Origin of the sequence: Microbulbifer sp. MKSA007, assembly GCA_032615215.1 — a bacterium.
Classification (GTDB): Bacteria; Pseudomonadota; Gammaproteobacteria; order Pseudomonadales; family Cellvibrionaceae; genus Microbulbifer.
Window position 1 is genome coordinate 729,246 of the sequence record CP128433.1, and the last position, 21,997, is coordinate 751,242.

The following is a 21,997-nucleotide window of genomic DNA, read 5'->3' on the forward strand; positions in this document are numbered from 1 at the left end:
GAATGGCTTACTCATATACTGAGAAAAAACGTATCCGCAAGGATTTTGGCAAACTGCCTAAGGTCATGGATGTGCCCTTTCTGCTTGCGATACAGCTCGATTCTTATCGCAACTTTACACAGGCCGACAAGCGCCCCGACGACCGTATGGACGTTGGCCTGCAAGCGGCGTTTAAATCTGTATTTCCGATTGTCAGCTATTCCGGCAATGCCGCCCTGGAGTACGTAAGTTATACGCTGGGTAAGCCCGCTTTTGACGTTAAGGAATGTACCCTGCGCGGCGTTACCTATGCATGTCCGCTGCGCGTGCGCGTGCGTCTGATTATTTACGATAAAGAATCTGCGAATAAGTCCATTAAGGACATTAAAGAGCAGGAAGTTTACATGGGCGAGATTCCGCTCATGACCGACAACGGTACCTTCGTAATCAATGGTACCGAGCGCGTTATCGTATCCCAGCTGCACCGTTCCCCGGGTGTATTCTTCGATCACGACAAAGGCAAGACTCACTCTTCCGGTAAGCTGTTGTACGCCGCGCGTGTCATCCCCTACCGTGGCTCATGGCTGGACTTCGAGTTCGATCCGAAAGACCTGGTGTTTGTGCGTATCGATCGTCGCCGTAAATTGCCAGCGACTATTCTGCTGCGTGCCTTGGGTTACACCTCCCAGGAAATGCTGGAAATGTTCTTCGAGACCAGCACCTTTGAGCTGTTGGAAGACCGTGTCAGCCTGGAGCTGATTCCGTCTCGCCTGCGCGGTGATGTTGCTTCTTTTGACATCAAAGACGGCCAGGGCAAGGTGATTGTCGAAGAGGGTCGCCGTATTACCCCGCGTCATATCCGTCAGTTGGAAAAGGCCGGCGTAGAAAAGCTGGAAGCACCGCTCGAGTACCTGTTTGGCCGTGTACTGGCGAACGACATCATCGATGAGTCCACCGGTGAGATCGCGATCGACTGTAACACCGAGATTACTGATGAAGTAATCGCCAAGCTGCGTGTACTGAACGTTAAGAGTTTCCAAACCCTGTACACCAACGACCTGGATCGCGGTCCGTTTATCTCCGACACCCTGCGTGCAGAGCCTTCTCGCACTGTGTTGGAAGCGCTGGTAGAGATCTACCGTATGATGCGCCCGGGCGAACCGCCCACCAAGGAGTCCGCAGAAGCGCTGTTCGAGAACTTGTTCTTTACCGACGAGCGTTACGACCTGTCCGCTGTTGGCCGCATGAAGTTCAACCGACGCCTGGGTCGCGAAGACGAGACTGGCCCCGGCACTCTGAGCAAAGAAGATATCGTCGAAGTTCTGAAGACTCTGATCGATATCCGCAACGGTCAGGGCATGGTCGACGATATCGATCACCTGGGTAACCGTCGCGTGCGTTCCGTAGGCGAAATGGCTGAAAACCAGTTCCGCGTTGGCCTGGTACGTGTAGAGCGCGCTGTTAAAGAGCGCCTGTCCATGGCGGAGTCCGAAGGCCTGATGCCTCAGGACCTGATCAATGCCAAGCCGGTTGCCGCTGCTGTGAAGGAATTCTTCGGTTCCTCGCAGCTGTCCCAGTTTATGGACCAGAACAACCCGCTGTCGGAAGTGACTCACAAGCGTCGTGTTTCCGCCCTCGGCCCGGGTGGTTTGACCCGTGAGCGCGCTGGCTTTGAGGTGCGCGATGTACACCCGACTCACTACGGCCGCGTATGTCCGATTGAGACGCCGGAAGGACCGAACATCGGTCTGATTAACTCCCTGGCTACTTACGCCCGCGCCAACCATTACGGTTTCCTCGAGAGCGCCTACCGCAAAGTGGTCGATGGCAAGGTAACTGATGAAATTGCGTACCTGTCCGCGATCAATGAAGCCAACTTCATTATTGCCCAGGCGTCTGCGGAAGTAGATGACAACGGTAACTTTGTTGATGACCTGATCAGCGTGCGTCACCAGGGCGAATTTACCCTGAAAGCACCGAGCGAAATCCAGTATATGGATGTTTCCGCCAAGCAGGTGGTTTCCGTAGCTGCGGCGATGATTCCATTCCTCGAGCACGATGACGCCAACCGTGCATTGATGGGATCGAACATGCAACGTCAGGCGGTACCGACCCTGCGCGCTGAAAAGCCGCTGGTGGGCACCGGTATGGAGCGCACTGTAGCGCGCGACTCCGGCGTGTGTGTGGTTGCTAAGCGCGGCGGCATTATTGAGCGCGTTGATTCCAGCCGTGTGGTTGTTCGCGTGGCCGATGCTGAGGTGGAAGCCGGTGATGCAGGTGTGGATATCTACAACCTGACCAAATACATCCGCTCCAACCAGAATACCTGTATCAACCAGCGCCCGATCGTTAATACTGGCGATCGTGTAGTCCGTGGCGATATTCTCGCCGATGGTCCCTCTGTAGACCTGGGTGAGCTGGCTCTGGGCCAGAATATGCGCATCGCATTTATGCCCTGGAATGGTTACAACTTTGAGGACTCCATCCTCATCAGTGAGCGCGTTGTACAGGAAGACCGCTTCACCACCATCCACATTCAGGAGCTGACCTGTATTGCCCGCGATACCAAGCTGGGCAGTGAGGAAATTACTGCGGATATCCCCAATGTTGGCGAATCTGCCCTGAATAAGCTGGACGAGTCCGGCATCGTATACATCGGCGCAGAAGTAGGCGCTGGCGATATCCTGGTCGGTAAGGTCACTCCGAAGGGCGAAGCCCAGCTGACTCCGGAAGAAAAACTGCTGCGCGCAATCTTCGGAGAGAAAGCTTCCGACGTTAAGGACACCTCCCTGCGCGCGCCCAGTGGCACCCGCGGTACGGTGATCGACGTTCAGGTATTTACCCGCGACGGCCTGCAGAAAGACCAGCGCTCCCTCGATATCGAGAAGTCACAGCTGGACGAGGTCCGCAAGGATCTGAACGAGGAATATCGCATTGTAGAAGGTGCGACCTTCGAGCGTCTGCAACAAGCTCTGCTGGGCCAAAAGGCCGCCGGTGGTAAGGGCGTTAAGAAGGGCGATGAGATGACCGCTGAAGTCCTCGCCGCCCTGCCGCGCGAAGACTGGTTCAAGCTGCGTATGGAAGACGACAGCCTGAACGATCAGCTGGAAAAAGCGGAAGCTCAGCTGAAAGAGCGTCGCAAGCTGCTCGACGAAGCCTTCGAAGACAAGAAGAAGAAACTGGAGTCCGGCGATGACCTGGCTCCGGGCGTGCTGAAAATCGTCAAGGTTTACCTGGCGATCAAACGCCGCATCCAGCCGGGCGACAAGATGGCCGGTCGTCACGGTAACAAAGGTGTTATCTCCGTAATCAAGCCCGTTGAGGACATGCCTTATGACCAAAACGGTGAGCCGGTAGATATCGTCCTGAACCCGCTGGGCGTTCCCTCGCGGATGAACGTTGGCCAGGTTCTGGAAATGCACTTGGGCATGGCCGCTAAAGGCCTCGGCGTTAAAGTCGACAAGATGATCAAGGAGCAGCAGGAAATCGCCAAGGTGCGCGGATTCCTGGAAGAGGTCTACAACTCCACTGGCGGACGCAAGGAAGAACTCGACGAGTTCTCCGATGAGGAAGTCATGACCATGGCGCAAAACCTGCGTCGCGGTGTACCTATGGCGACCCCGGTATTTGACGGTGCCGATGAAAGTGAGATCAAGCAGCTGCTGCGTCTTGCCGATATCCCGGATTCCGGTCAGATCACCCTGCACGACGGCCGCACCGGCGATGCTTTCGAGCGTCCGGTAACTGTGGGCTACATGTACATGCTGAAGCTGAACCACTTGGTAGACGACAAGATGCACGCGCGTTCTACCGGTTCCTACAGCCTGGTTACCCAGCAGCCGCTGGGTGGTAAAGCCCAGTTCGGTGGTCAGCGTTTCGGGGAGATGGAAGTGTGGGCGCTGGAAGCTTACGGCGCTGCATACACCCTGCAGGAAATGCTCACGGTTAAATCCGATGACGTGGAAGGCCGTACCAAGATGTACAAGAACATCGTGGACTCCGACCACCGCATGGAGCCGGGCATGCCGGAATCCTTCAACGTACTGGTTAAGGAAATCCGCTCTCTCGGTATGAACTTCGAGCTTGAGCACGAGTAAATCCGAACCCGTACCGAAGCCTGTTGGCAGGTGAAATGAGACAAGTGCCAGCGCCCCTCGAAGCAGTGGGGCAGCTGGCTAGCCCGGCGGCTAGTGCGAGTGCCGGGTTGACTACCCCTAGTGGAGGAAAGGCCTTGAAAGATTTATTAAATCTGGTGAAGTCCCAGGAGCAGCTGGAAGAGTTTGATGCGATTCGTATCGGTCTGGCATCACCGGACATGATTCGCTCCTGGTCCTACGGCGAAGTGAAAAAGCCGGAGACCATCAACTACCGTACCTTTAAGCCTGAGCGTGAAGGCTTGTTCTGTGCCAAGATCTTTGGCCCGGTAAAAGACTACGAGTGCCTGTGCGGTAAGTACAAGCGCATGAAGCACCGCGGCATTATCTGTGAGAAGTGTGGCGTTGAAGTGACCAAGGCCAAGGTTCGCCGTGAGCGCATGGGTCACATCGAGCTGGCCAGCCCGGTTGCACACATCTGGTTCCTGAAGTCCCTGCCGTCCCGTATCGGCCTGCTGCTGGACATGACCCTGCGCGATATCGAGCGCGTGCTGTACTTCGAATCTTACGTGGTTACCGAGCCGGGTATGACTACCCTGGAGCGCGGTCAGCTGCTGAATGACGAGCAGTACTTTGAGGCGATGGAAGAGTTCGCCGACGAGTTTGAAGCGAAGATGGGTGCCGAGGCGATCCAGGAGCTGATGGCGGATATCGAGCTGCCCGCAGAAATCCAGCGCCTGCGTGAAGAGATCCCGGCGACCAACTCCGAAACCAAGATCAAGAAACTGTCCAAGCGCCTGAAGCTGCTGGAAGCCTTCTACAAGTCCGGCAACAACCCGGAGTGGATGGTGATGAAGGCTCTGCCGGTTCTGCCGCCGGATCTGCGTCCGCTGGTACCGCTGGATGGCGGTCGTTTCGCGACCTCGGATCTGAACGACCTCTACCGTCGTGTGATCAACCGTAACAACCGTCTGAAGCGTCTGCTTGAGCTGAACGCGCCGGACATTATCGTGCGCAACGAAAAGCGCATGCTGCAGGAATCTGTTGACGCACTGCTGGATAACGGCCGTCGCGGTCGCGCCATCACCGGCTCCAACAAGCGCCCGCTGAAGTCCCTGGCTGACATGATTAAAGGTAAGCAGGGTCGTTTCCGTCAGAACCTGCTGGGTAAGCGTGTTGACTACTCCGGTCGTTCCGTGATCGTGGTAGGTCCGACCCTGCGTCTGCACCAGTGTGGTCTGCCCAAGAAGATGGCACTGGAACTGTTTAAGCCGTTTATCTTTGGCAAGCTGGAATCCCGTGGCCTGGCCACTACGATCAAAGCTGCCAAGAAGATGGTTGAGCGCGAGGAAGCTGTCGTTTGGGATATCCTCGACGAAGTGATCCGCGAGCACCCGGTACTGCTTAACCGTGCACCGACCCTTCACCGTCTGGGTATCCAGGCGTTTGAACCGGTACTGATTGAAGGTAAGGCAATCCAGCTGCACCCGCTGGTTTGTGCGGCCTATAACGCCGACTTCGACGGTGACCAGATGGCGGTACACGTACCGTTGACGATCGAAGCGCAGCTGGAATCCCGCGCGCTGATGATGTCCACCAACAACATCCTGTCGCCTGCCAACGGTGAGCCGATTATCGTACCGTCCCAGGACGTGGTACTGGGTCTGTATTGGATGACCCGTGAGCGCGTTAATGATAAAGGCGAAGGCATGTTCTTCTCCGATATCAAAGAAGTGAGCCGCGCTTTCTACGCCAAGCAGGTTGGTCTGCAAGCGAAGATCAAAGTACGTATCCGCGAAAATATCGTCGGCGAAGACGGTGAGAAGCACGAGACTATCTCCATTCAGGACACCACTGTAGGCCGCGCGCTGCTGTGGAACATCGTGCCGGAAGGCCTGCCGTTTGCGCACGTCAACCAGCCGATGAAGAAAAAGGCAATCTCCCGCGCCCTGAACGAGTGCTACCGTAAGGTAGGCCTGAAGGCGACGGTTATTTTTGCCGACCAGCTGATGTACACCGGTTTCGATTTCTCTACCAAGTCCGGTTCCTCCATTGGTGTGAACGACTTTGAGATTCCGGCTGAGAAAGCTGAACTGATCGATGCCGCTGAAGCGGAAGTGAAAGAGATTGAAAGCCAGTTTGCTTCCGGCCTGGTAACCCAGGGTGAGAAGTACAACAAGGTTATCGATGTTTGGTCCCGCACCAACGACAAGGTAACCCAGGCGATGATGGCCGGTATCAAGAAAGAGAAGGTGATCGATCGCGAGGGCAACGAGACCAAGCAGGACTCCTTCAACTCTGTATATATGTACGCAGACTCCGGTGCTCGTGGTTCTGAAGCTCAGATCCGTCAGCTCGCTGGTATGCGTGGTCTGATGGCCCGTCCGGATGGCTCCATTATCGAGAACGCCATTACGGCAAACTTCCGTGAAGGTCTGACTGTACAGCAGTACTTCATCTCGACCCACGGTGCTCGTAAAGGTCTTGCGGATACCGCACTGAAAACCGCTAACTCCGGTTACCTGACCCGTCGTCTGGTTGACGTGGCCCAGGACGTGGTAATTACCGAGCTGGATTGTGGCACCGACGACGGTCTGACCATGGCGCCGGTAATCGAGGGCGGTGATGTTATCGAATCTCTCGGTGACCGTATCCTCGGTCGTGTAGTGGCCCGCGATGTACTGAAGCCTGGCAGTGACGAAATCGCCGTTTCTGCCGGCACTATGATCGACGAGAAGTGGGTAGAGCGCATCGAAGCCATGGGCATCGATGAGGTTCTGGTTCGCTCCCCGATCACCTGTGAGACTGCACACGGTATCTGTGCCCAGTGTTACGGCCGCGACCTGGCCCGTGGCCACCGCGCCAACCCGGGTGAGTCTGTGGGCGTTGTTGCCGCACAGTCCATCGGTGAGCCGGGCACCCAGCTGACCATGCGTACCTTCCACATCGGTGGTGCTGCAAGCCGTGCCTCCGCTGCGGACAGCATCCAGGTGAAGCAGGGCGGTACCGTACGTCTGCATAATGTTAAGACGGTTAAGACCGAAGTTGGCACTCTGGTAGCCGTGTCCCGTTCCGGTGAGCTGGCGATTGCCGACAGCGCCGGTCGCGAGCGCGAGCGCTACAAGCTGCCTTACGGTGCTGTGATCAGCGTCTACGAAGGTGCCGAGGTAGACGGTGGCCAGATCGTGGCCAAGTGGGACCCGCACACCCACCCGATCATCACCGAGGTAGCCGGTTGGGTGAAACTGTCCGGTATGGAAGAAGGGCTCTCCATCCGCAAGCAGACCGACGATATCACCGGCCTGTCCTCTATCGAGATTATCGATCCGGCCGAGCGCCCGGCAGCGGGTAAAGATCTGCGCCCAGCGGTAACCCTGCTGGATGAGAACGGCGAAGAGCTGACTCTGGCTAACAGTAATGCGCCTGCGCACTACGCCTTGCCGCCGCGTGCAATCCTCAGCCTGGCTGAAGGTAAGCAGGTGAACGTGGGTGACGTAATTGCACGTATTCCGCAGGAATCCGGCGGTACCAAGGATATCACCGGTGGTCTGCCCCGCGTTGCCGACCTGTTTGAAGCGCGTAAGCCGAAAGAGCCGTCCATTCTGGCGGAAATCTCCGGTACCGTTTCCTTCGGTAAGGAGACCAAAGGTAAGGTTCGTCTGCAGATTACTCCGCGCGACGGCAAGCCGCTGGCCAATGGTAAGGACCACTACGAGGTTCTGATTCCAAAGCACCGCCAGCTGACCGTGTTCGAAGGTGAAACCGTAGAGAAGGGTGAGGTTATCTCCGATGGCCCGTCCAACCCGCACGATATTCTGCGCCTGAAAGGTGTTGAAGAGCTGGCTCGCTACATCACCAACGAGATCCAGGAGGTTTACCGCCTCCAGGGTGTAGGCATTAACGATAAGCACATCGAAACCATCGTGCGTCAGATGCTGCGTAAAGTTGAAGTCACCGAGATGGGTGATTCCAGCTTGATTAAGGGCGACCAGGTTGAATACCAGCGCGTGATCGAAGAAAACGAACAGCTGCGTGCCGAGAACAAGCAGCCCGCTCAGTTCGAACGCCTGCTGCTGGGTATTACCAAAGCGTCTCTGGCAACTGAGTCCTTCCTGTCAGCGGCTTCGTTCCAGGAAACCACTCGCGTTCTGACCGAAGCGGCGGTAACTGGTAAGGAAGACAACCTGCGCGGCTTGAAAGAGAACGTGGTTGTGGGTCGCTTGATCCCGGCTGGTACCGGTCTGGCTTACCACAGCGAGCGCAAGCGCAAGCGCAGCCTGCAGTTGGAAGAGGCCTTCGGTGAAGGACCTTCCGCAGCTGAGGTTGAAGCAGCTCTGACTGAGGCACTGAAGTCCTCAGGCGAATAAGGCGTATCCCACTCTATCTGTCGGTGGAGTGGGGTAGGTTGGGGCACTTAGGTGCCCGATCTGATATTGGCGACTGTCTGTGATGTAAGCACTTACTTCCGTCGCCGATTGACTAGGCGGGTTGTCGCTTATAGAATGCGGCCCCCGCTTATGTGGGGTGTTCCGTTTGATCCCAGGATCGGACGATACACACAGACGATAGGCCCTCACTGTTAGAGCTGGGGGCATTTTATTTTTGGAGTGATTTTTAATGGCAACGATCAACCAGTTGGTTCGTAAGCCGAGAAAACGCAAAGTTGAAAAAAGCGACGTTCCTGCTCTGCAGGCTAGCCCGCAGCGTCGCGGAGTTTGCACTCGTGTGTACACCACTACACCGAAGAAGCCGAACTCTGCACTGCGTAAGGTTTGCCGTGTGCGTCTGACCAGCGGTTACGAAGTAACTTCGTACATCGGTGGTGAAGGCCACAACCTGCAAGAGCACAGCGTGGTACTGATTCGCGGCGGTCGTGTAAAAGACCTGCCGGGTGTGCGCTACCACACTGTACGCGGTGCACTTGACTGTGCCGGCGTAAACGATCGCAAGCAGGGCCGTTCTAAGTACGGCGCCAAGCGTCCTAAAGGTTAATCACCTTTAACGATTTGCGTTTCGGTTTCCAACCGGAGTAAGGCTGAGCTCGCCGGATTGTAATGTTTTACGGCGGCGTCTCAGAATAACCCTGAAGAGAGGCAATACCCATGCCGAGAAGACGAGTAGTCGCCAAGCGCGAAGTGCTACCGGACCCCAAGTTCGGGAACGTCACCCTGGCCAAGTTCATGAACCACGTCATGATCAGCGGCAAGAAGTCAGTTGCAGAGCGTATCGTATACGGTGCACTTGAAACTATTTCTGAAAAATTGAACAAAGATCCGATCGAAGTATTCGAGGAGTCTTTGGAAAATATCGCGCCTATGGTGGAAGTAAAGTCCCGCCGTGTTGGTGGTGCGACGTATCAGGTGCCTGTAGAAGTGCGCCCCTCGCGTCGTACGGCTCTGGCAATGCGTTGGTTGGTGGAGTTCTCCCGTAAGCGCGGTGAGAAATCTATGGCTCAGCGTCTGGCCAACGAAATGATCGACGCAGCCCAAAACAAGGGTGGCGCGGTCAAGAAGCGTGAAGATGTACACCGCATGGCAGAAGCCAACAAGGCATTCTCTCACTACCGCTTCTAAGTCTGATGAATACCAACATCGGAAATTAATACCGAAAGGCAGCACGGAAATTTCCAGGCTGCCTTTTGCCGTTATATCGAGGATACAACTGTGGCACGTAAAACGCCCATCGCACGTTACCGTAACATCGGTATCTGTGCCCACGTAGACGCCGGTAAAACCACTACTACCGAGCGCGTACTTTTCTACACTGGTCTATCCCACAAAATTGGTGAAGTACACGAAGGTGCTGCCACCATGGACTGGATGGAGCAGGAGCAGGAGCGTGGTATCACCATTACTTCTGCTGCAACTACCTGTTTCTGGTCTGGCATGCAGCAGCAGTTCGACCAGCACCGCGTAAACATCATCGATACCCCAGGACACGTTGACTTCACTATTGAAGTTGAGCGCTCCCTGCGCGTACTCGACGGTGCTGTTGTTGTACTGTGTGGCTCCTCTGGTGTTCAGCCTCAGACTGAAACCGTATGGCGCCAGGCGAACAAATACGAAGTACCGCGCATGGTATTCGTAAACAAAATGGACCGCGCCGGTGCGAACTACCGCAACGTTGTGAGCCAGCTGAAAGATCGCTTGAACGCGAATGCTGTACCTCTGCAGATGACCATCGGCTCTGAGGACGAGTTCAAGGGTGTTGTTGACCTGGTGAAGATGAAGGCCATTCTGTGGAATGAAGCCGACCAGGGCATGACTTTCGACTACGCTGACATCCCCGCTGAGCTGCAGGACGAGTGCGACGAAATGCGCGAGTACCTGGTAGAAGCGGCCGCTGAAGCCAGCGAAGAGTTGATGGAAAAATACCTGGAAGAAGGTGAGCTGTCCGAAGAAGAAATCAAGGCAGCTATCCGTCAGCGTACCCTGGCCAACGAAATCGTACCGGTTCTGGGCGGTTCTGCGTTCAAGAACAAGGGTGTACAGGCTGTACTGGACGCAGTTATCGAATACCTGCCGGCGCCGACTGAAGTTAAGGCGATCGAAGGTACTCTGGAAGATGGCGAAACTGTTGAGAGCCGCGAAGCTGACGACAACGCGCCGTTCGCTGCACTGGCGTTCAAAATTGCTACCGATCCCTTCGTTGGTACCCTGACTTTCTTCCGTGTTTACTCCGGTAAGCTGGAGAGCGGTACTGCGGTATACAATTCCGTAAAAATGAAGAAAGAGCGTGTCGGTCGTATGGTGCAGATGCACTCCAACGATCGTCAGGAAATTAAAGAAGTACTGGCTGGTGACATCGCTGCTGCGATTGGTCTGAAAGACGTAACCACTGGTGACACCCTGTGTGCCGAAGACAACAAGATTGTTCTGGAGCGTATGGAGTTTCCCGAGCCGGTAATTTCTGTTGCGGTTGAGCCCAAGTCCAAGCCGGACCAGGAAAAAATGGGTATTGCCCTCGGCAAGCTGGCCCAGGAAGATCCGTCCTTCCGCGTGAAGACTGACGAGGAAACCGGTCAGACCATTATCTCCGGTATGGGTGAATTGCACCTGGATATCATCGTTGACCGCATGAAGCGTGAGTTCAACGTTGAAGCGAACATCGGTAAGCCTCAGGTTGCCTATCGTGAAACTATCCGCAACACCTCTGAGATCGAAGGTAAGTTCGTTCGTCAGTCCGGTGGTCGCGGTCAGTACGGTCATGTATGGGTGAAGTTTGAGCCCGCCGAAGACGAGTCTCAGGAAGGTCTGGAATTCGTTAACGAAATCGTGGGCGGTGCGGTACCGAAGGAATACATTCCTGCGGTACAGAAAGGTATCGAAGAGCAGATGAAGAACGGTGTTCTGGCCGGCTACCCGCTGCTGGGCCTGAAGGCGACTCTGTACGACGGTTCCTTCCACGATGTGGACTCCAATGAAATGGCGTTTAAGATCGCCGGTTCTATGGCGACCAAGAAGCTGTCCAGTCAGGGCGGTGCGGTACTGCTCGAGCCGATGATGAAGGTGGAAGTGGTAACTCCGGAAGAGAACATGGGTGATGTGGTTGGTGACCTCAACCGTCGCCGTGGCCTCATCCAGGGTATGGAAGACAACCCCTCCGGTAAGGTTGTCAATGCGGAAGTACCTCTGGCAGAAATGTTCGGTTACGCAACCGACCTGCGTTCTGCTACTCAGGGCCGTGCTACCTACACCATGGAATTTCTGAAGTACGCCGAAGCGCCGAAAAATGTTGCCGATGAGATCATCGCCAAGACTAAGGCCTAATTAACTTCTGCTTAAAGGGGGCCGGGCCAACAGCTGGGGCCCCTTTGGCAAACTTTTAGCTAGAGGACATCTAAAGATGGCAAAAGAAAAGTTTGAACGTTCCAAGCCCCACGTGAACGTGGGCACCATCGGTCACGTTGACCACGGTAAAACCACCCTGACCGCTGCTCTGACCCGCGTATGTGCGGAAGTTTGGGGCGGTGACGCTGTTGCTTTCGACGGTATCGACAATGCACCGGAAGAGCGTGAGCGCGGTATCACCATCGCTACTTCTCACGTTGAGTACGAGTCCCCGACTCGCCACTACGCTCACGTAGATTGCCCGGGACACGCCGACTACGTTAAGAACATGATCACCGGTGCTGCTCAGATGGACGGCGCTATCCTGGTATGTTCCGCAGCTGACGGCCCCATGCCGCAGACTCGTGAGCACATCCTGCTTTCCCGTCAGGTAGGTGTACCTTACATCGTTGTATTCCTGAACAAAGCGGACATGGTAGACGACGAAGAGCTGCTCGAGCTGGTAGAAATGGAAGTTCGCGAACTTCTGGACCAGTACGAGTTCCCAGGTGACGACACTCCGATCATCGTTGGTTCCGCTCTGATGGCCCTGAACGGCGAAGACGACAACGAAATGGGTACTACCGCTGTTAAGAAGCTGGTAGAGACTCTGGACGAGTACATCCCTGAGCCAGAGCGCGCTGTAGATCAGCCGTTCCTGATGCCGATCGAAGACGTATTCTCTATCTCTGGCCGTGGTACTGTTGTAACTGGTCGTGTAGAGCGCGGTGTGATCAACACTGGCGACGAGATCGAAATCGTTGGTATCAAAGAAACCACCACTACTACCTGTACTGGTGTTGAAATGTTCCGCAAGCTGCTCGACGAAGGTCGTGCTGGTGAGAACATCGGCGCACTGCTGCGCGGCACCAAGCGTGACGAAGTAGAGCGTGGTCAGGTACTGGCTAAGCCGGGCTCCATCACTCCGCACACCAAGTTCGAAGCGGAAGTGTATGTACTGTCCAAGGACGAAGGTGGTCGTCACACCCCGTTCTTCAAAGGCTACCGTCCTCAGTTCTACTTCCGTACTACCGACGTAACTGGTGCGGTAGAGCTGCCGGAAGGTACTGAAATGGTAATGCCGGGCGACAACATTCAAATGGTTGTTACCCTGATCGCTCCGATCGCCATGGAAGACGGCCTGCGCTTCGCTATCCGTGAAGGTGGTCGTACCGTAGGTGCGGGCGTTGTTGCCAAGATCATCGAGTAATAGTTACTCCTGATCTAAATAAAAAGCCGCAGCGGACGCGCTGCGGCTTTTTTTGTGCCCGATAATTGCCTGCTTACACCAACTGGTGTTGTTTGGTGCTGCGAGCATCACCCCTCTTTGTAACGGCTCAATATTGAATCCTTTCCGGCATATCTGCGGCCGCTAATATTTACTTTTAATCTAGCGAGCTTATGGCCAATCCCGGCTTAAATCACAGCTTCTGCTGCCCGCAAACAGCTTGGTGAATTGAGGGCCGCTCATCTCGACTAGCTCTTCGTGGTCACCGGCCTCAAAGTAAATGGTTTCACGGTGTCCAAGGCTAGTGTCTAGCAGGGTGGTAATTCCGTAAGCCTGGCCTAGGGCGGGCAGGGCGCCCAGTTCACAGTCAGGGAATATGGCGCCGAGTTCGGTTTCCGAGACCATTTGCAGTGAGTTTCGCCCGGTCTCATTGTGAAGCGAGCGCATATCGAGGCTGCTGCTGGCAGGGATCACAGCCATTACGTAACCCTCTATATCCTGAAGCAAAATCGCTTTTGCCACCTGATCCTCACGCACATGGGCGGCGCGGGCGCTTTCCCGGCTGGTGCGAGTGTGTGGATGCTGAATCAGATGATAATCGACCGATTGGTCATTTAAATATTGACTCAGTGTTGCGGCGATAGTCATTGTGGATACCTCGTTCCGCTTGGGGTACTCAATTGTAGTTTCAGCAGATTGAAATTTGATCAGCCTGTACAGTTGACAGCCTGCTGCGCTCCCCGTAGAATTCGCGCTCCTTTTCGCCCGCCCTCGGGGCTGCGTAAGAGGACGTTCTTTAGTTAATAATTGGAGTTTGATTCCATGCAGGGTCAACGTATCCGTATTCGCCTGAAGGCCTTCGATCACAAGCTGATCGATGCGTCCACTCAGGAGATCGTAGAGACGGCTAAGCGCACTGGCGCACAAGTTCGCGGTCCTATCCCGCTGCCGACTCGCAAAGAGAAGTACACCGTACTGATTTCCCCGCACGTTAATAAAGACGCTCGCGATCAGTATGAGATCCGTACTCACAAGCGTTTGCTGGACATCGTTGAGCCTACCGAGAAAACCGTCGACGCGCTGATGAAGCTCGATCTGGCGGCCGGTGTTGAGGTCCAAATTAGTCTCGGCTAACACTTTTACTAACTACCGAATCCCGGGCGAAAACGGTCCGGGTAGTGTAACGCTCTGAAATTGGGCGGCCGCAGTGGGTTAAAGCCCCGTGCACTGAGAGGTTAAAAAAGATGACTATAGGTATTGTCGGCCGCAAGAGCGGCATGACTCGCATCTTCACTGAAGATGGCGTATCCATTCCGGTAACCGTTGTTGAGGTTGCTCCGAATCGCGTCACCCAAGTGAAAACTCAGGAAACTGACGGTTACAGCGCTGTTCAAGTAGCAGTAGGCAGCCGCAAAGCTTCCCGTGTCTCCAAGCCCGCAGCGGGCCACTTCGCCAAAGCCAATGTAGAGGCTGGCACAAATCTTTTCGAACTGCGCACTGACGGTTCCGAAGAGACTTTCGAAATCGGTTCTGAAATTACTGTTTCCAGCTTCGAAGCTGGCCAGATGATCGACGTAACCGGCACTTCCAAAGGTAAAGGCTTCCAGGGCGGCGTTAAGCGTTGGAATTTCCGCACCCAGGACGCAACCCACGGTAACTCCCTGTCTCACCGCGCACCCGGTTCTATCGGTCAATGTCAGACTCCTGGCCGCGTATGGAAAGGCAAGAAGATGGCCGGACATATGGGTGCTGAGCGCGTAACCGTGCAAAACCTGGAAGTGGTTCGTGTCGATGCCGAACGCAACCTGCTGTTGGTTAAAGGCGCTGTACCCGGTGCACCCGGTGGCAACGTTATCGTTCGTCCGGCAGTTAAAGCCTAAGTCTGAGGGGAAATAGATATGGAACTGAATATCGCTACTCCCGAAGGCGCTAAAGGCACAGTAGCTGTCTCTGAAGTGACTTTCGGACGTGAGTTCAACCAAGATCTGGTACACCAGGCAGTTGTGGCCTACATGGCCGGCGCTCGCCAGGGTACCAAGGCGCAGAAAAATCGTTCCGATGTTTCTGGTGGTGGTAAGAAGCCATGGCGCCAAAAAGGTACTGGCCGCGCACGTGCCGGTACTATCCGCAGCCCGCTGTGGCGTTCCGGTGGCGTAACTTTCGCCGCTGATCCACGCGATCATAGCGTTAAGCTGAACAAAAAAATGTACCGCGCTGCACTGCGTTGCATTCTGTCTGAGCTGGCTCGTCAGGAGCGCCTGGTAGTGGTTGAGTCCTTTGATGTGGACGCACCCAAGACCAAGCAGCTGGTAAGCAAACTGGCTCAGTTTGACCTGTCCGATGCGCTGATCGTGACTGAAGAGGTTAGCGAAAACCTCTACCTGGCCGCACGCAACTTGCACAAGATCGACGTCCGCGATGTACAGGCGATCGATCCAGTAAGCCTGATTCGCTTTGATAAGGTCGTGGTTACCGTTTCTGCGCTCAAGAAAATTGAAGAGGTGCTGGGATGAACCAAGAGCGACTCTACAAAGTACTGCTGGGCCCGGTAATTTCCGAAAAAGCTGCTGGACTGGCGGATAGCGCCAATCAGGTAGTTTTCAAGGTTACCACCGACGCCGAAAAAGCTGAGATCAAGGCTGCGGTTGAGAAGCTGTTTAACGTTTCCGTTGAGCAGGTTCGCACCGTGAACGTAAAGGGCAAAACCAAGCGCACTCGCAATGGCATGGGCCAGCGCAGCGATTGGAAAAAGCCTACGTTCGCCTGGCTGAGGGCAGCGACATTAATTTTGAAGCTGCTGAGTAAAGGGGACCGTTACAATGGCAATTGTAAAAACAAAACCGACCTCCGCCGGCCGTCGTCACCTGGTTAAGGTTGTTAACACCGACCTGCACAAGGGTGCTCCTTACGCTCCTCTGTTGGAGAGCAAGAGCAAAAGTGGTGGCCGTAACAACAATGGTCGTATCACTACCCGTCACATCGGTGGTGGCCACAAGCAGCACTACCGTGTAATCGACTTCAAGCGCAACAAAGACGGTATTCCGGCTAAAGTTGAGCGTCTGGAGTACGATCCCAACCGCAGCGCACACATCGCTCTGGTGTGTTACGCCGACGGTGAGCGTCGTTACATTATCGCACCGAAAGGCCTGAAAGCAGGTGCCACCATTCAGTCCGGCGATGCCGCACCGATTGTTGTGGGTAACACTCTGCCTCTGCGCAACGTTCCGGTAGGTTCTGTAATCCACGCGATCGAGCTGAAGCCAGGCAAAGGCGCTCAGCTGGCCCGTTCTGCTGGTGCCTCTGTGCAGCTGGTAGCTCGTGAAGGTCAGTATGCGACCATTCGTCTGCGTTCCGGCGAAATGCGCAAGGTTCTCGCTGAGTGCCGCGCAACCCTGGGTGAAGTGAGCAACTCCGAGCACAGCCTGCGCAAGCTGGGTAAAGCTGGTGCTGCACGCTGGCGTGGTGTTCGTCCTACCGTTCGCGGTGTGGCGATGAACCCGGTAGATCACCCGCACGGTGGTGGTGAAGGCCGTACCTCTGGTGGTCGTCATCCGGTTACTCCGTGGGGCGTTCCGACCAAGGGTAAGAAAACGCGCAAGAACAAGCGCACCGATAAGATGATAGTACGTCGTCGCGGCAAGTAAGCCGCGCGATGTCTGAGCAGCTAGAGAGGAATCGACAGTGCCACGCTCATTAAAGAAAGGTCCCTTTATTGATCTGCATTTGATCAAGAAGGTGGAGGCAGCGATTGCAGCAAACGATCGTCGGCCGATTAAAACCTGGTCCCGCCGTTCCATGATTATGCCGGAAATGGTTGGACTGACGATTGCCGTGCACAACGGTCGTCAACACGTGCCCGTTTTGGTTAACGAAGAAATGGTTGGCCATAAACTGGGCGAGTTCGCTGCTACCCGCACTTACCGCGGTCATGCTGCGGACAAGAAAGCGAAGAAGCGCTAAGCCGAGGTTATAAAGATGGAAGTAGCAGCAAAATTACGCGGCGCACGTCTATCGGCGCAAAAGGCGCGACTGGTAGCTGATCAGGTTCGCGGCAAAGGCGTTGAAGAGGCCCTGGATATACTGGCTTTCAGTACTAAAAAGGGTGCGGCGATCATTAAGAAAGTACTGGAGTCGGCCATTGCCAACGCTGAGCACAACGAAGGTGCTGACGTTGACGAGCTGAAGGTTTCCACAATTTTTGTGGACGAAGGTATGACCATGAAGCGCATTAAGCCGCGTGCTAAAGGTCGTGCTGATCGCATTCTTAAGCGTACTTGTCACATCACTGTGAAAGTGGCCGAGAAATAAGAGAGCAGGCGAGAAAACCATGGGACAAAAAGTACATCCTACCGGCATTCGTCTGGGTATCGTTAAAAAGCATACCTCTGTTTGGTATGCCGGCAGCGACGAGTACGCAGACAAGCTGTACACGGATCTGAAAGTTCGCGAATACATTCGCAAAAAACTGGCCCACGCTTCTGTGAGCCGTATCGAGATCGAACGTCCGGCAAACACTGCACGTGTGAAGATTCACACCGCACGTCCGGGCATCGTGATCGGTAAAAAAGGTGAAGACGTAGAACGTCTGCGCAAAGAAGTAAGCGCGCAGATGGGCGTACCTGTGCACATCGACATCGAAGAAGTGCGCAAGCCTGATATGGACGCGGCTCTGGTTGGCCAGAACGTTGCCCAGCAGCTGGAACGCCGTGTTATGTTCCGTCGCGCTATGAAGCGTGCCGTACAGAACGCTATGCGTCAGGGTGCCGAAGGTATCAAGATTCAAGTAAGTGGCCGTCTTGGCGGTGCAGAAATCGCGCGTACCGAATGGTATCGCGAAGGCCGTGTGCCCCTGCACACCCTGCGCGCCAACATCGACTACGCCAATGTTGAAGCGAAGACTACTTACGGCATCATCGGTATCAAGGTGTGGATCTTTAAAGGCGAGGTAATCGGTGACGAAGTGCCCGATGAGAAGCCGGTAAAGAGCCGCAAAAAAGCTGCTAAATAAGGGGTACGCAAATGCTACAACCAAAGCGTACAAAATTCCGCAAGGTACAGAAGGGTCGCAACCGCGGTCTTGCTCAGCGCGGCTCTAAAGTGAGCTTTGGCGAGTTTGGCCTTAAGGCTACCGGTCGTGGACGCATTACTGCGCGCCAGATCGAAGCGGCTCGTCGCGCAATGACTCGTCACATTAAACGTGGCGGTAAAATCTGGATTCGTGTGTTTCCAGACAAGCCAATTACCAATAAGCCCCTCGAAGTTCGAATGGGTAAAGGTAAAGGTGGCGTTGAATACTGGGTAGCTCAGATCCAGCCGGGCAAGGTCCTCTATGAGATGGAGGGTGTGTCCGAGGAGCTGGCTCGTGAGGCTTTCGCACTAGCTGCGGCCAAGCTGCCTGTAAAAACAACTTTCGTTAAGCGTTCGGTGATGTAATGAAGACTGCAGATCTACGCGAAAAGTCAGTTGAAGAGCTGAACCAGGAACTGCTGAACCAGCTCGAAGCTCAATTTAAGCTTCGTATGCAAAAATCCACCGGTCAACTGGCTCAGACTCATCTGCTGAAGCAGACTCGTCGCGACATTGCTCGCATAAAGACTGTGTTGACCGAGAAGGCAGGTAATTAATCATGGCTGAAGCAAAACTGAAGCGTACTCTGACCGGCAAGGTTGTGAGTGACAAGATGGATAAAACCATCACCGTTTTGATCGAGCGCCGTGTTAAGCACCCGATCTACGGCAAAATTGTAAACAAGTCCACAAAGCTCAAGGCACATGATGAGAACAATGATTGCAGCATCGGTGATGTTGTAACCATTGAGGAATCTCGTCCTCTGTCCAAGAGCAAATCTTGGGCTTTGCAGAAAATTGTAGAGCGTGCGGCGAAGGTATAACCCCTAGCGCATTGACTGCCGAATTGAAAGGTTTCGGAGAGAGACAATGATTCAAGCGGAATCCTACTTAGAAGTAGCTGACAACAGTGGGGCTCGCCGCGTCATGTGCATCAAGGTGCTGGGCGGCTCCCATCGTCGTTATGCCGGCGTGGGCGACATTATCAAGGTAACCGTTAAGGAAGCCATCCCCCGCGGTAAAGTGAAGAAAGGTCAGGTAATGAACGCCGTTGTAGTTCGCACCAAAAAAGGTGTGCGTCGCGCGGACGGTTCCCTGATTAAATTTGACGATAACGCAGCGGTGCTGCTGAACCAGCAACTGGCGCCGGTTGGCACCCGTATTTTTGGTCCGGTAACTCGCGAATTGCGCGGTGAGAAGTTCATGAAGATCATCTCCCTCGCTCCCGAAGTTATCTAGGCCTCGAGCGGAGAAGAGTTATGCGCAAGATCAAGCGTGACGACGAAGTGATCGTTATCGCCGGTCGTGACAAGGGCAAACGTGGTTCAGTACGTAGAGTACTGAACGACGGTCGTCTGATTGTCTCCGGCATACAGATGATCAAAAAGCACCAAAAGCCAAACCCACAGATGGGTATTGCAGGTGGCATCGTTGAGAAAGAAGCTGCTATCCAAGCTTCCAACGTAGCCATCTTCAACCCTAACACCCAGAAGGCTGACCGGGTGGGCTTTAAAGTACTGGAAGACGGCACTAAGATTCGCGTCTTCAAATCCAGCGGCGAAGCCATCTAAGGCTCTTGACGCAAAAGCAGGTTGGTAGATCATGGCAAAGCTTAAAGAGCTCTACACTAAGGACCTCGTGGCCAAGCTAAAAGAAGAGCTTGGTCTCGAGAATGTGATGGCAGTGCCGCGCATCACCAAGATCACCATCAACATGGGTGTTGGTGAAGCGATTGGTGATAAGAAGGTGCTGGAGCACGCTGTCAACGATATGACAGCAATTACTGGTCAAAAGCCCATCGTTACTAAAGCGCGCAAGTCTATTGCGGGCTTTAAGATTCGTGACGGTTGGCCGATCGGCTGCAAGGTAACTCTGCGCGGTGAGCGCATGTATGAGTTCCTGGAGCGTTTGGTTGACATCGCGATTCCGCGTATCCGCGACTTCCGTGGCATTAGCCCGAAGCAGTTCGACGGCCGCGGTAACTTCTCTATGGGCGTGACTGAGCAAATCATCTTCCCGGAAATTGACTACGACAAAGTAGACAAGCTCCGCGGTCTGGATATTTGTATTACCACTACAGCTGCAAACGACGATCAAGGTCGTGCGCTGCTGAAAGCGTTCAACTTCCCTTTCAAGGGTTAAGAGGATTCCATGGCGAAGAAATCCATGATTGCGCGCGAAAACAAGCGCGCTCGAACCGCAGCTAAGTACGCCGAGAAGCGTCAAGAGCTGAAGGCGATCATCGCCAGTTCCACTGCTTCCGAAGAGGAGCAGTGGGAGGCTCAACTCAAGCTGCAGAAAATGCCGCGCGATGCAAGCCCGGTACGTCAGCAACGCCGCTGTCGTATTACTGGTCGCCCCCACGCTGTATACCGCAAGTTCGGCCTGTGCCGTAACAAGCTTCGTGAAGCTGCGATGCGTGGTGATGTTCCTGGCCTCGTGAAGTCCAGCTGGTAATTACCAGCTGGTTTAAGGCAGATTTGAGGAGTCTCATAAGATGAGTATGCAAGATCCGTTGGCAGATATGCTGACTCGCATCCGCAACGCCCTGGCGCGCGGAAAGGCGGAAGTCACCCTGCCATCATCCAAACTGAAAGTAGCAGTGGCCAAAGTCCTGAAAGACGAAGGTTACGTTACTGATTTAAACGTAAGCGAAGGCGCTAAGCCGGAACTGACCATTGCTCTGAAATACTTCCAGGGCAAGCCGGTTATTGCCGAGCTCAATCGCGTTTCCCGTCCGGGCCTGCGCGCTTACACTGGTAAAAAAGCTCTGCCTACCGTACGTGGTGGCCTGGGTGTCGCGATCGTTTCCACCTCTAATGGTGTGATGACTGACCGCGCTGCACGTCAGGCTGGTATCGGTGGCGAAGTGCTTTGCACCGTATTCTAAGCGGGGGTTGCAATGTCTCGAGTAGCAAATAGTCCGGTAGTTATCCCCGCAGGTGTAACCGTAGACCTGAAAGGTCAAAATATCGCTGTTAAAGGCGGTAGCGGTAACCTGGATATGGTTATTCACGGTGATGTAGAAGTGAGCGAGGCTGAAAGCCAGCTGACTTTTGCCGCGCGCAATAACTCCAAGCAGGCCAGAGCCTTGGCGGGTACCACCCGTGCTTTGGTCAATAACATGGTGATAGGCGTAAGCAAGGGCTTCGAGAAGAAGCTGCAGTTGCTGGGTGTTGGTTATCGTGCGAAAGCAGCCGGTAAAGCGGTTAACCTGACCCTGGGCTTCTCCCATCCGATCGATTATCAGTTGCCGGAAGGTGTGACTGCGGAAACTCCATCCCAGACTGAAATCGTACTGAAGAGCAGCAATAAACAGCTGCTGGGCCAAGTGGCCGCTGAGATCCGCTCGTTCCGTCCGCCGGAGCCCTACAAAGGTAAGGGTGTCCGTTATGCCGACGAGCGCGTGTATCGCAAAGAGGCCAAGAAGAAGTAAGTAGGGCATAGATATGAACGTTAAGAAAGCATCTCGCTTGCGTCGTGCACGTCGTGCCCGCGCCAAGATCCGTGAGCTGGGCGCCGTTCGCCTCACCGTGAACCGCACCCCGCGCCACATTTACGCACAGATCCTGTCTGCCGAAGGCAGCGCGGTATTGGCTTCCGCCTCTACCCTGGACAAGGACCTGCGCTCTGGTAAAACTGGCAACGCTGACGCTGCTGCCGCAGTTGGCAAACTGATCGCTGAGCGCGCGAAAGCCGCTGGCGTTGAACAAGTTGCCTTCGATCGTAGCGGCTTCAGATACCATGGCCGTGTTAAGGCTCTGGCTGACGCTGCCCGCGAAGCCGGTCTGAAATTCTAAG

Annotated in this window: 24 protein-coding genes and 1 pseudogene; 24 read left to right on the forward strand and 1 reads right to left on the reverse strand. The window is 54.7% G+C overall.

Annotated elements, in window-relative coordinates:
• Nucleotides 1-2 precede the first annotated feature (2 nt).
• The 6 genes from rpoB to tuf all read left to right on the forward strand — a co-directional run bounded on the left by rpoB (nt 3) and on the right by tuf (nt 13,112).
• Nucleotides 3-4,076, forward strand: a complete 4,074-nt coding sequence (gene rpoB / locus QT397_05895) for a DNA-directed RNA polymerase subunit beta (GenBank protein ID WNZ56879.1) — start codon at nt 3-5, stop codon at nt 4,074-4,076.
• Between the two features lie 134 nt (nt 4,077-4,210).
• On the forward strand, nt 4,211-8,440 hold the full coding sequence (gene rpoC, locus QT397_05900; protein ID WNZ58508.1) for a DNA-directed RNA polymerase subunit beta': 4,230 nt from the start codon (nt 4,211-4,213) through the stop codon (nt 8,438-8,440).
• Nucleotides 8,441-8,690: 250 nt separating this feature from the next.
• Entirely contained in the window at nt 8,691-9,065 is a 375-nt protein-coding gene (rpsL, locus tag QT397_05905; GenBank protein WNZ56880.1) for a 30S ribosomal protein S12, read from the forward strand.
• Between the two features lie 110 nt (nt 9,066-9,175).
• Nucleotides 9,176-9,646 (forward strand): 30S ribosomal protein S7, encoded by a 471-nt coding sequence (gene rpsG, locus QT397_05910; GenBank protein WNZ56881.1) that lies wholly within the window; start codon nt 9,176-9,178, stop codon nt 9,644-9,646.
• Nucleotides 9,647-9,736: 90 nt separating this feature from the next.
• Complete coding sequence (gene fusA, locus QT397_05915) at nt 9,737-11,842, forward strand: elongation factor G (GenBank protein ID WNZ56882.1); 2,106 nt, start codon at nt 9,737-9,739, stop codon at nt 11,840-11,842.
• A 76-nt stretch (nt 11,843-11,918) separates the two neighbouring features.
• Nucleotides 11,919-13,112, forward strand: a complete 1,194-nt coding sequence (gene tuf / locus QT397_05920; GenBank protein WNZ56883.1) for an elongation factor Tu — start codon at nt 11,919-11,921, stop codon at nt 13,110-13,112.
• Between the two features lie 189 nt (nt 13,113-13,301).
• Here the strand turns inward: tuf and QT397_05925 are convergent, their stop codons facing one another.
• Complete coding sequence (locus tag QT397_05925; protein ID WNZ56884.1) at nt 13,302-13,778, reverse strand: YbaK/EbsC family protein; 477 nt, start codon at nt 13,776-13,778, stop codon at nt 13,302-13,304.
• Between the two features lie 174 nt (nt 13,779-13,952).
• Between QT397_05925 and rpsJ the strand changes: the two genes are divergently transcribed.
• From rpsJ to rplR, 18 genes and pseudogenes are all read left to right on the forward strand, one after another.
• On the forward strand, nt 13,953-14,264 hold the full coding sequence (rpsJ, locus tag QT397_05930) for a 30S ribosomal protein S10 (GenBank protein WNZ56885.1): 312 nt from the start codon (nt 13,953-13,955) through the stop codon (nt 14,262-14,264).
• Nucleotides 14,265-14,374: 110 nt separating this feature from the next.
• Nucleotides 14,375-15,010, forward strand: coding sequence for a 50S ribosomal protein L3 (gene rplC, locus QT397_05935; GenBank protein WNZ56886.1), 636 nt, complete (start codon nt 14,375-14,377; stop codon nt 15,008-15,010).
• Nucleotides 15,011-15,028: 18 nt separating this feature from the next.
• Nucleotides 15,029-15,643, forward strand: coding sequence for a 50S ribosomal protein L4 (gene rplD, locus QT397_05940; GenBank protein WNZ56887.1), 615 nt, complete (start codon nt 15,029-15,031; stop codon nt 15,641-15,643).
• Nucleotides 15,640-15,935, forward strand: a pseudogene (gene rplW, locus QT397_05945) (50S ribosomal protein L23). The gene rplD and the pseudogene rplW overlap by 4 nt, the downstream one beginning before the upstream one ends.
• A gap of 14 nt (nt 15,936-15,949) precedes the next feature.
• Nucleotides 15,950-16,774: a 50S ribosomal protein L2 gene (rplB, locus tag QT397_05950; protein WNZ56888.1), complete on the forward strand. Its 825-nt coding sequence runs from the start codon at nt 15,950-15,952 to the stop codon at nt 16,772-16,774.
• A 37-nt stretch (nt 16,775-16,811) separates the two neighbouring features.
• Nucleotides 16,812-17,090 (forward strand): 30S ribosomal protein S19, encoded by a 279-nt coding sequence (gene rpsS, locus QT397_05955; protein ID WNZ56889.1) that lies wholly within the window; start codon nt 16,812-16,814, stop codon nt 17,088-17,090.
• A gap of 15 nt (nt 17,091-17,105) precedes the next feature.
• A complete protein-coding gene (gene rplV, locus QT397_05960; GenBank protein ID WNZ56890.1) occupies nt 17,106-17,438 on the forward strand; it encodes a 50S ribosomal protein L22 in 333 nt (110 codons plus the stop codon).
• A 19-nt stretch (nt 17,439-17,457) separates the two neighbouring features.
• The gene (gene rpsC / locus QT397_05965) at nt 17,458-18,138 is read left to right on the forward strand and encodes a 30S ribosomal protein S3 (protein WNZ56891.1); all 681 of its coding nucleotides are present in this window, start codon (nt 17,458-17,460) and stop codon (nt 18,136-18,138) included.
• An 11-nt stretch (nt 18,139-18,149) separates the two neighbouring features.
• Nucleotides 18,150-18,563, forward strand: coding sequence for a 50S ribosomal protein L16 (gene rplP / locus QT397_05970; GenBank protein ID WNZ56892.1), 414 nt, complete (start codon nt 18,150-18,152; stop codon nt 18,561-18,563).
• The gene (gene rpmC, locus QT397_05975; protein ID WNZ56893.1) at nt 18,563-18,754 is read left to right on the forward strand and encodes a 50S ribosomal protein L29; all 192 of its coding nucleotides are present in this window, start codon (nt 18,563-18,565) and stop codon (nt 18,752-18,754) included. The genes rplP and rpmC overlap by 1 nt, the downstream gene beginning before the upstream one ends.
• Before the next feature lie 2 nt (nt 18,755-18,756).
• Nucleotides 18,757-19,020: a 30S ribosomal protein S17 gene (gene rpsQ / locus QT397_05980; protein ID WNZ56894.1), complete on the forward strand. Its 264-nt coding sequence runs from the start codon at nt 18,757-18,759 to the stop codon at nt 19,018-19,020.
• Between the two features lie 46 nt (nt 19,021-19,066).
• Nucleotides 19,067-19,435 (forward strand): 50S ribosomal protein L14, encoded by a 369-nt coding sequence (gene rplN, locus QT397_05985; GenBank protein ID WNZ56895.1) that lies wholly within the window; start codon nt 19,067-19,069, stop codon nt 19,433-19,435.
• Nucleotides 19,436-19,455: 20 nt separating this feature from the next.
• On the forward strand, nt 19,456-19,767 hold the full coding sequence (rplX, locus tag QT397_05990; protein WNZ56896.1) for a 50S ribosomal protein L24: 312 nt from the start codon (nt 19,456-19,458) through the stop codon (nt 19,765-19,767).
• Between the two features lie 31 nt (nt 19,768-19,798).
• Nucleotides 19,799-20,338: a 50S ribosomal protein L5 gene (gene rplE / locus QT397_05995; protein ID WNZ56897.1), complete on the forward strand. Its 540-nt coding sequence runs from the start codon at nt 19,799-19,801 to the stop codon at nt 20,336-20,338.
• A 9-nt stretch (nt 20,339-20,347) separates the two neighbouring features.
• Nucleotides 20,348-20,653 (forward strand): 30S ribosomal protein S14, encoded by a 306-nt coding sequence (gene rpsN / locus QT397_06000; protein ID WNZ56898.1) that lies wholly within the window; start codon nt 20,348-20,350, stop codon nt 20,651-20,653.
• Between the two features lie 40 nt (nt 20,654-20,693).
• Nucleotides 20,694-21,086: a 30S ribosomal protein S8 gene (rpsH, locus tag QT397_06005; GenBank protein ID WNZ56899.1), complete on the forward strand. Its 393-nt coding sequence runs from the start codon at nt 20,694-20,696 to the stop codon at nt 21,084-21,086.
• A gap of 12 nt (nt 21,087-21,098) precedes the next feature.
• Nucleotides 21,099-21,632, forward strand: coding sequence for a 50S ribosomal protein L6 (rplF, locus tag QT397_06010; GenBank protein WNZ56900.1), 534 nt, complete (start codon nt 21,099-21,101; stop codon nt 21,630-21,632).
• Nucleotides 21,633-21,645: 13 nt separating this feature from the next.
• The gene (gene rplR, locus QT397_06015) at nt 21,646-21,996 is read left to right on the forward strand and encodes a 50S ribosomal protein L18 (GenBank protein ID WNZ56901.1); all 351 of its coding nucleotides are present in this window, start codon (nt 21,646-21,648) and stop codon (nt 21,994-21,996) included.
• Nucleotide 21,997: the final 1 nt, after the last annotated feature.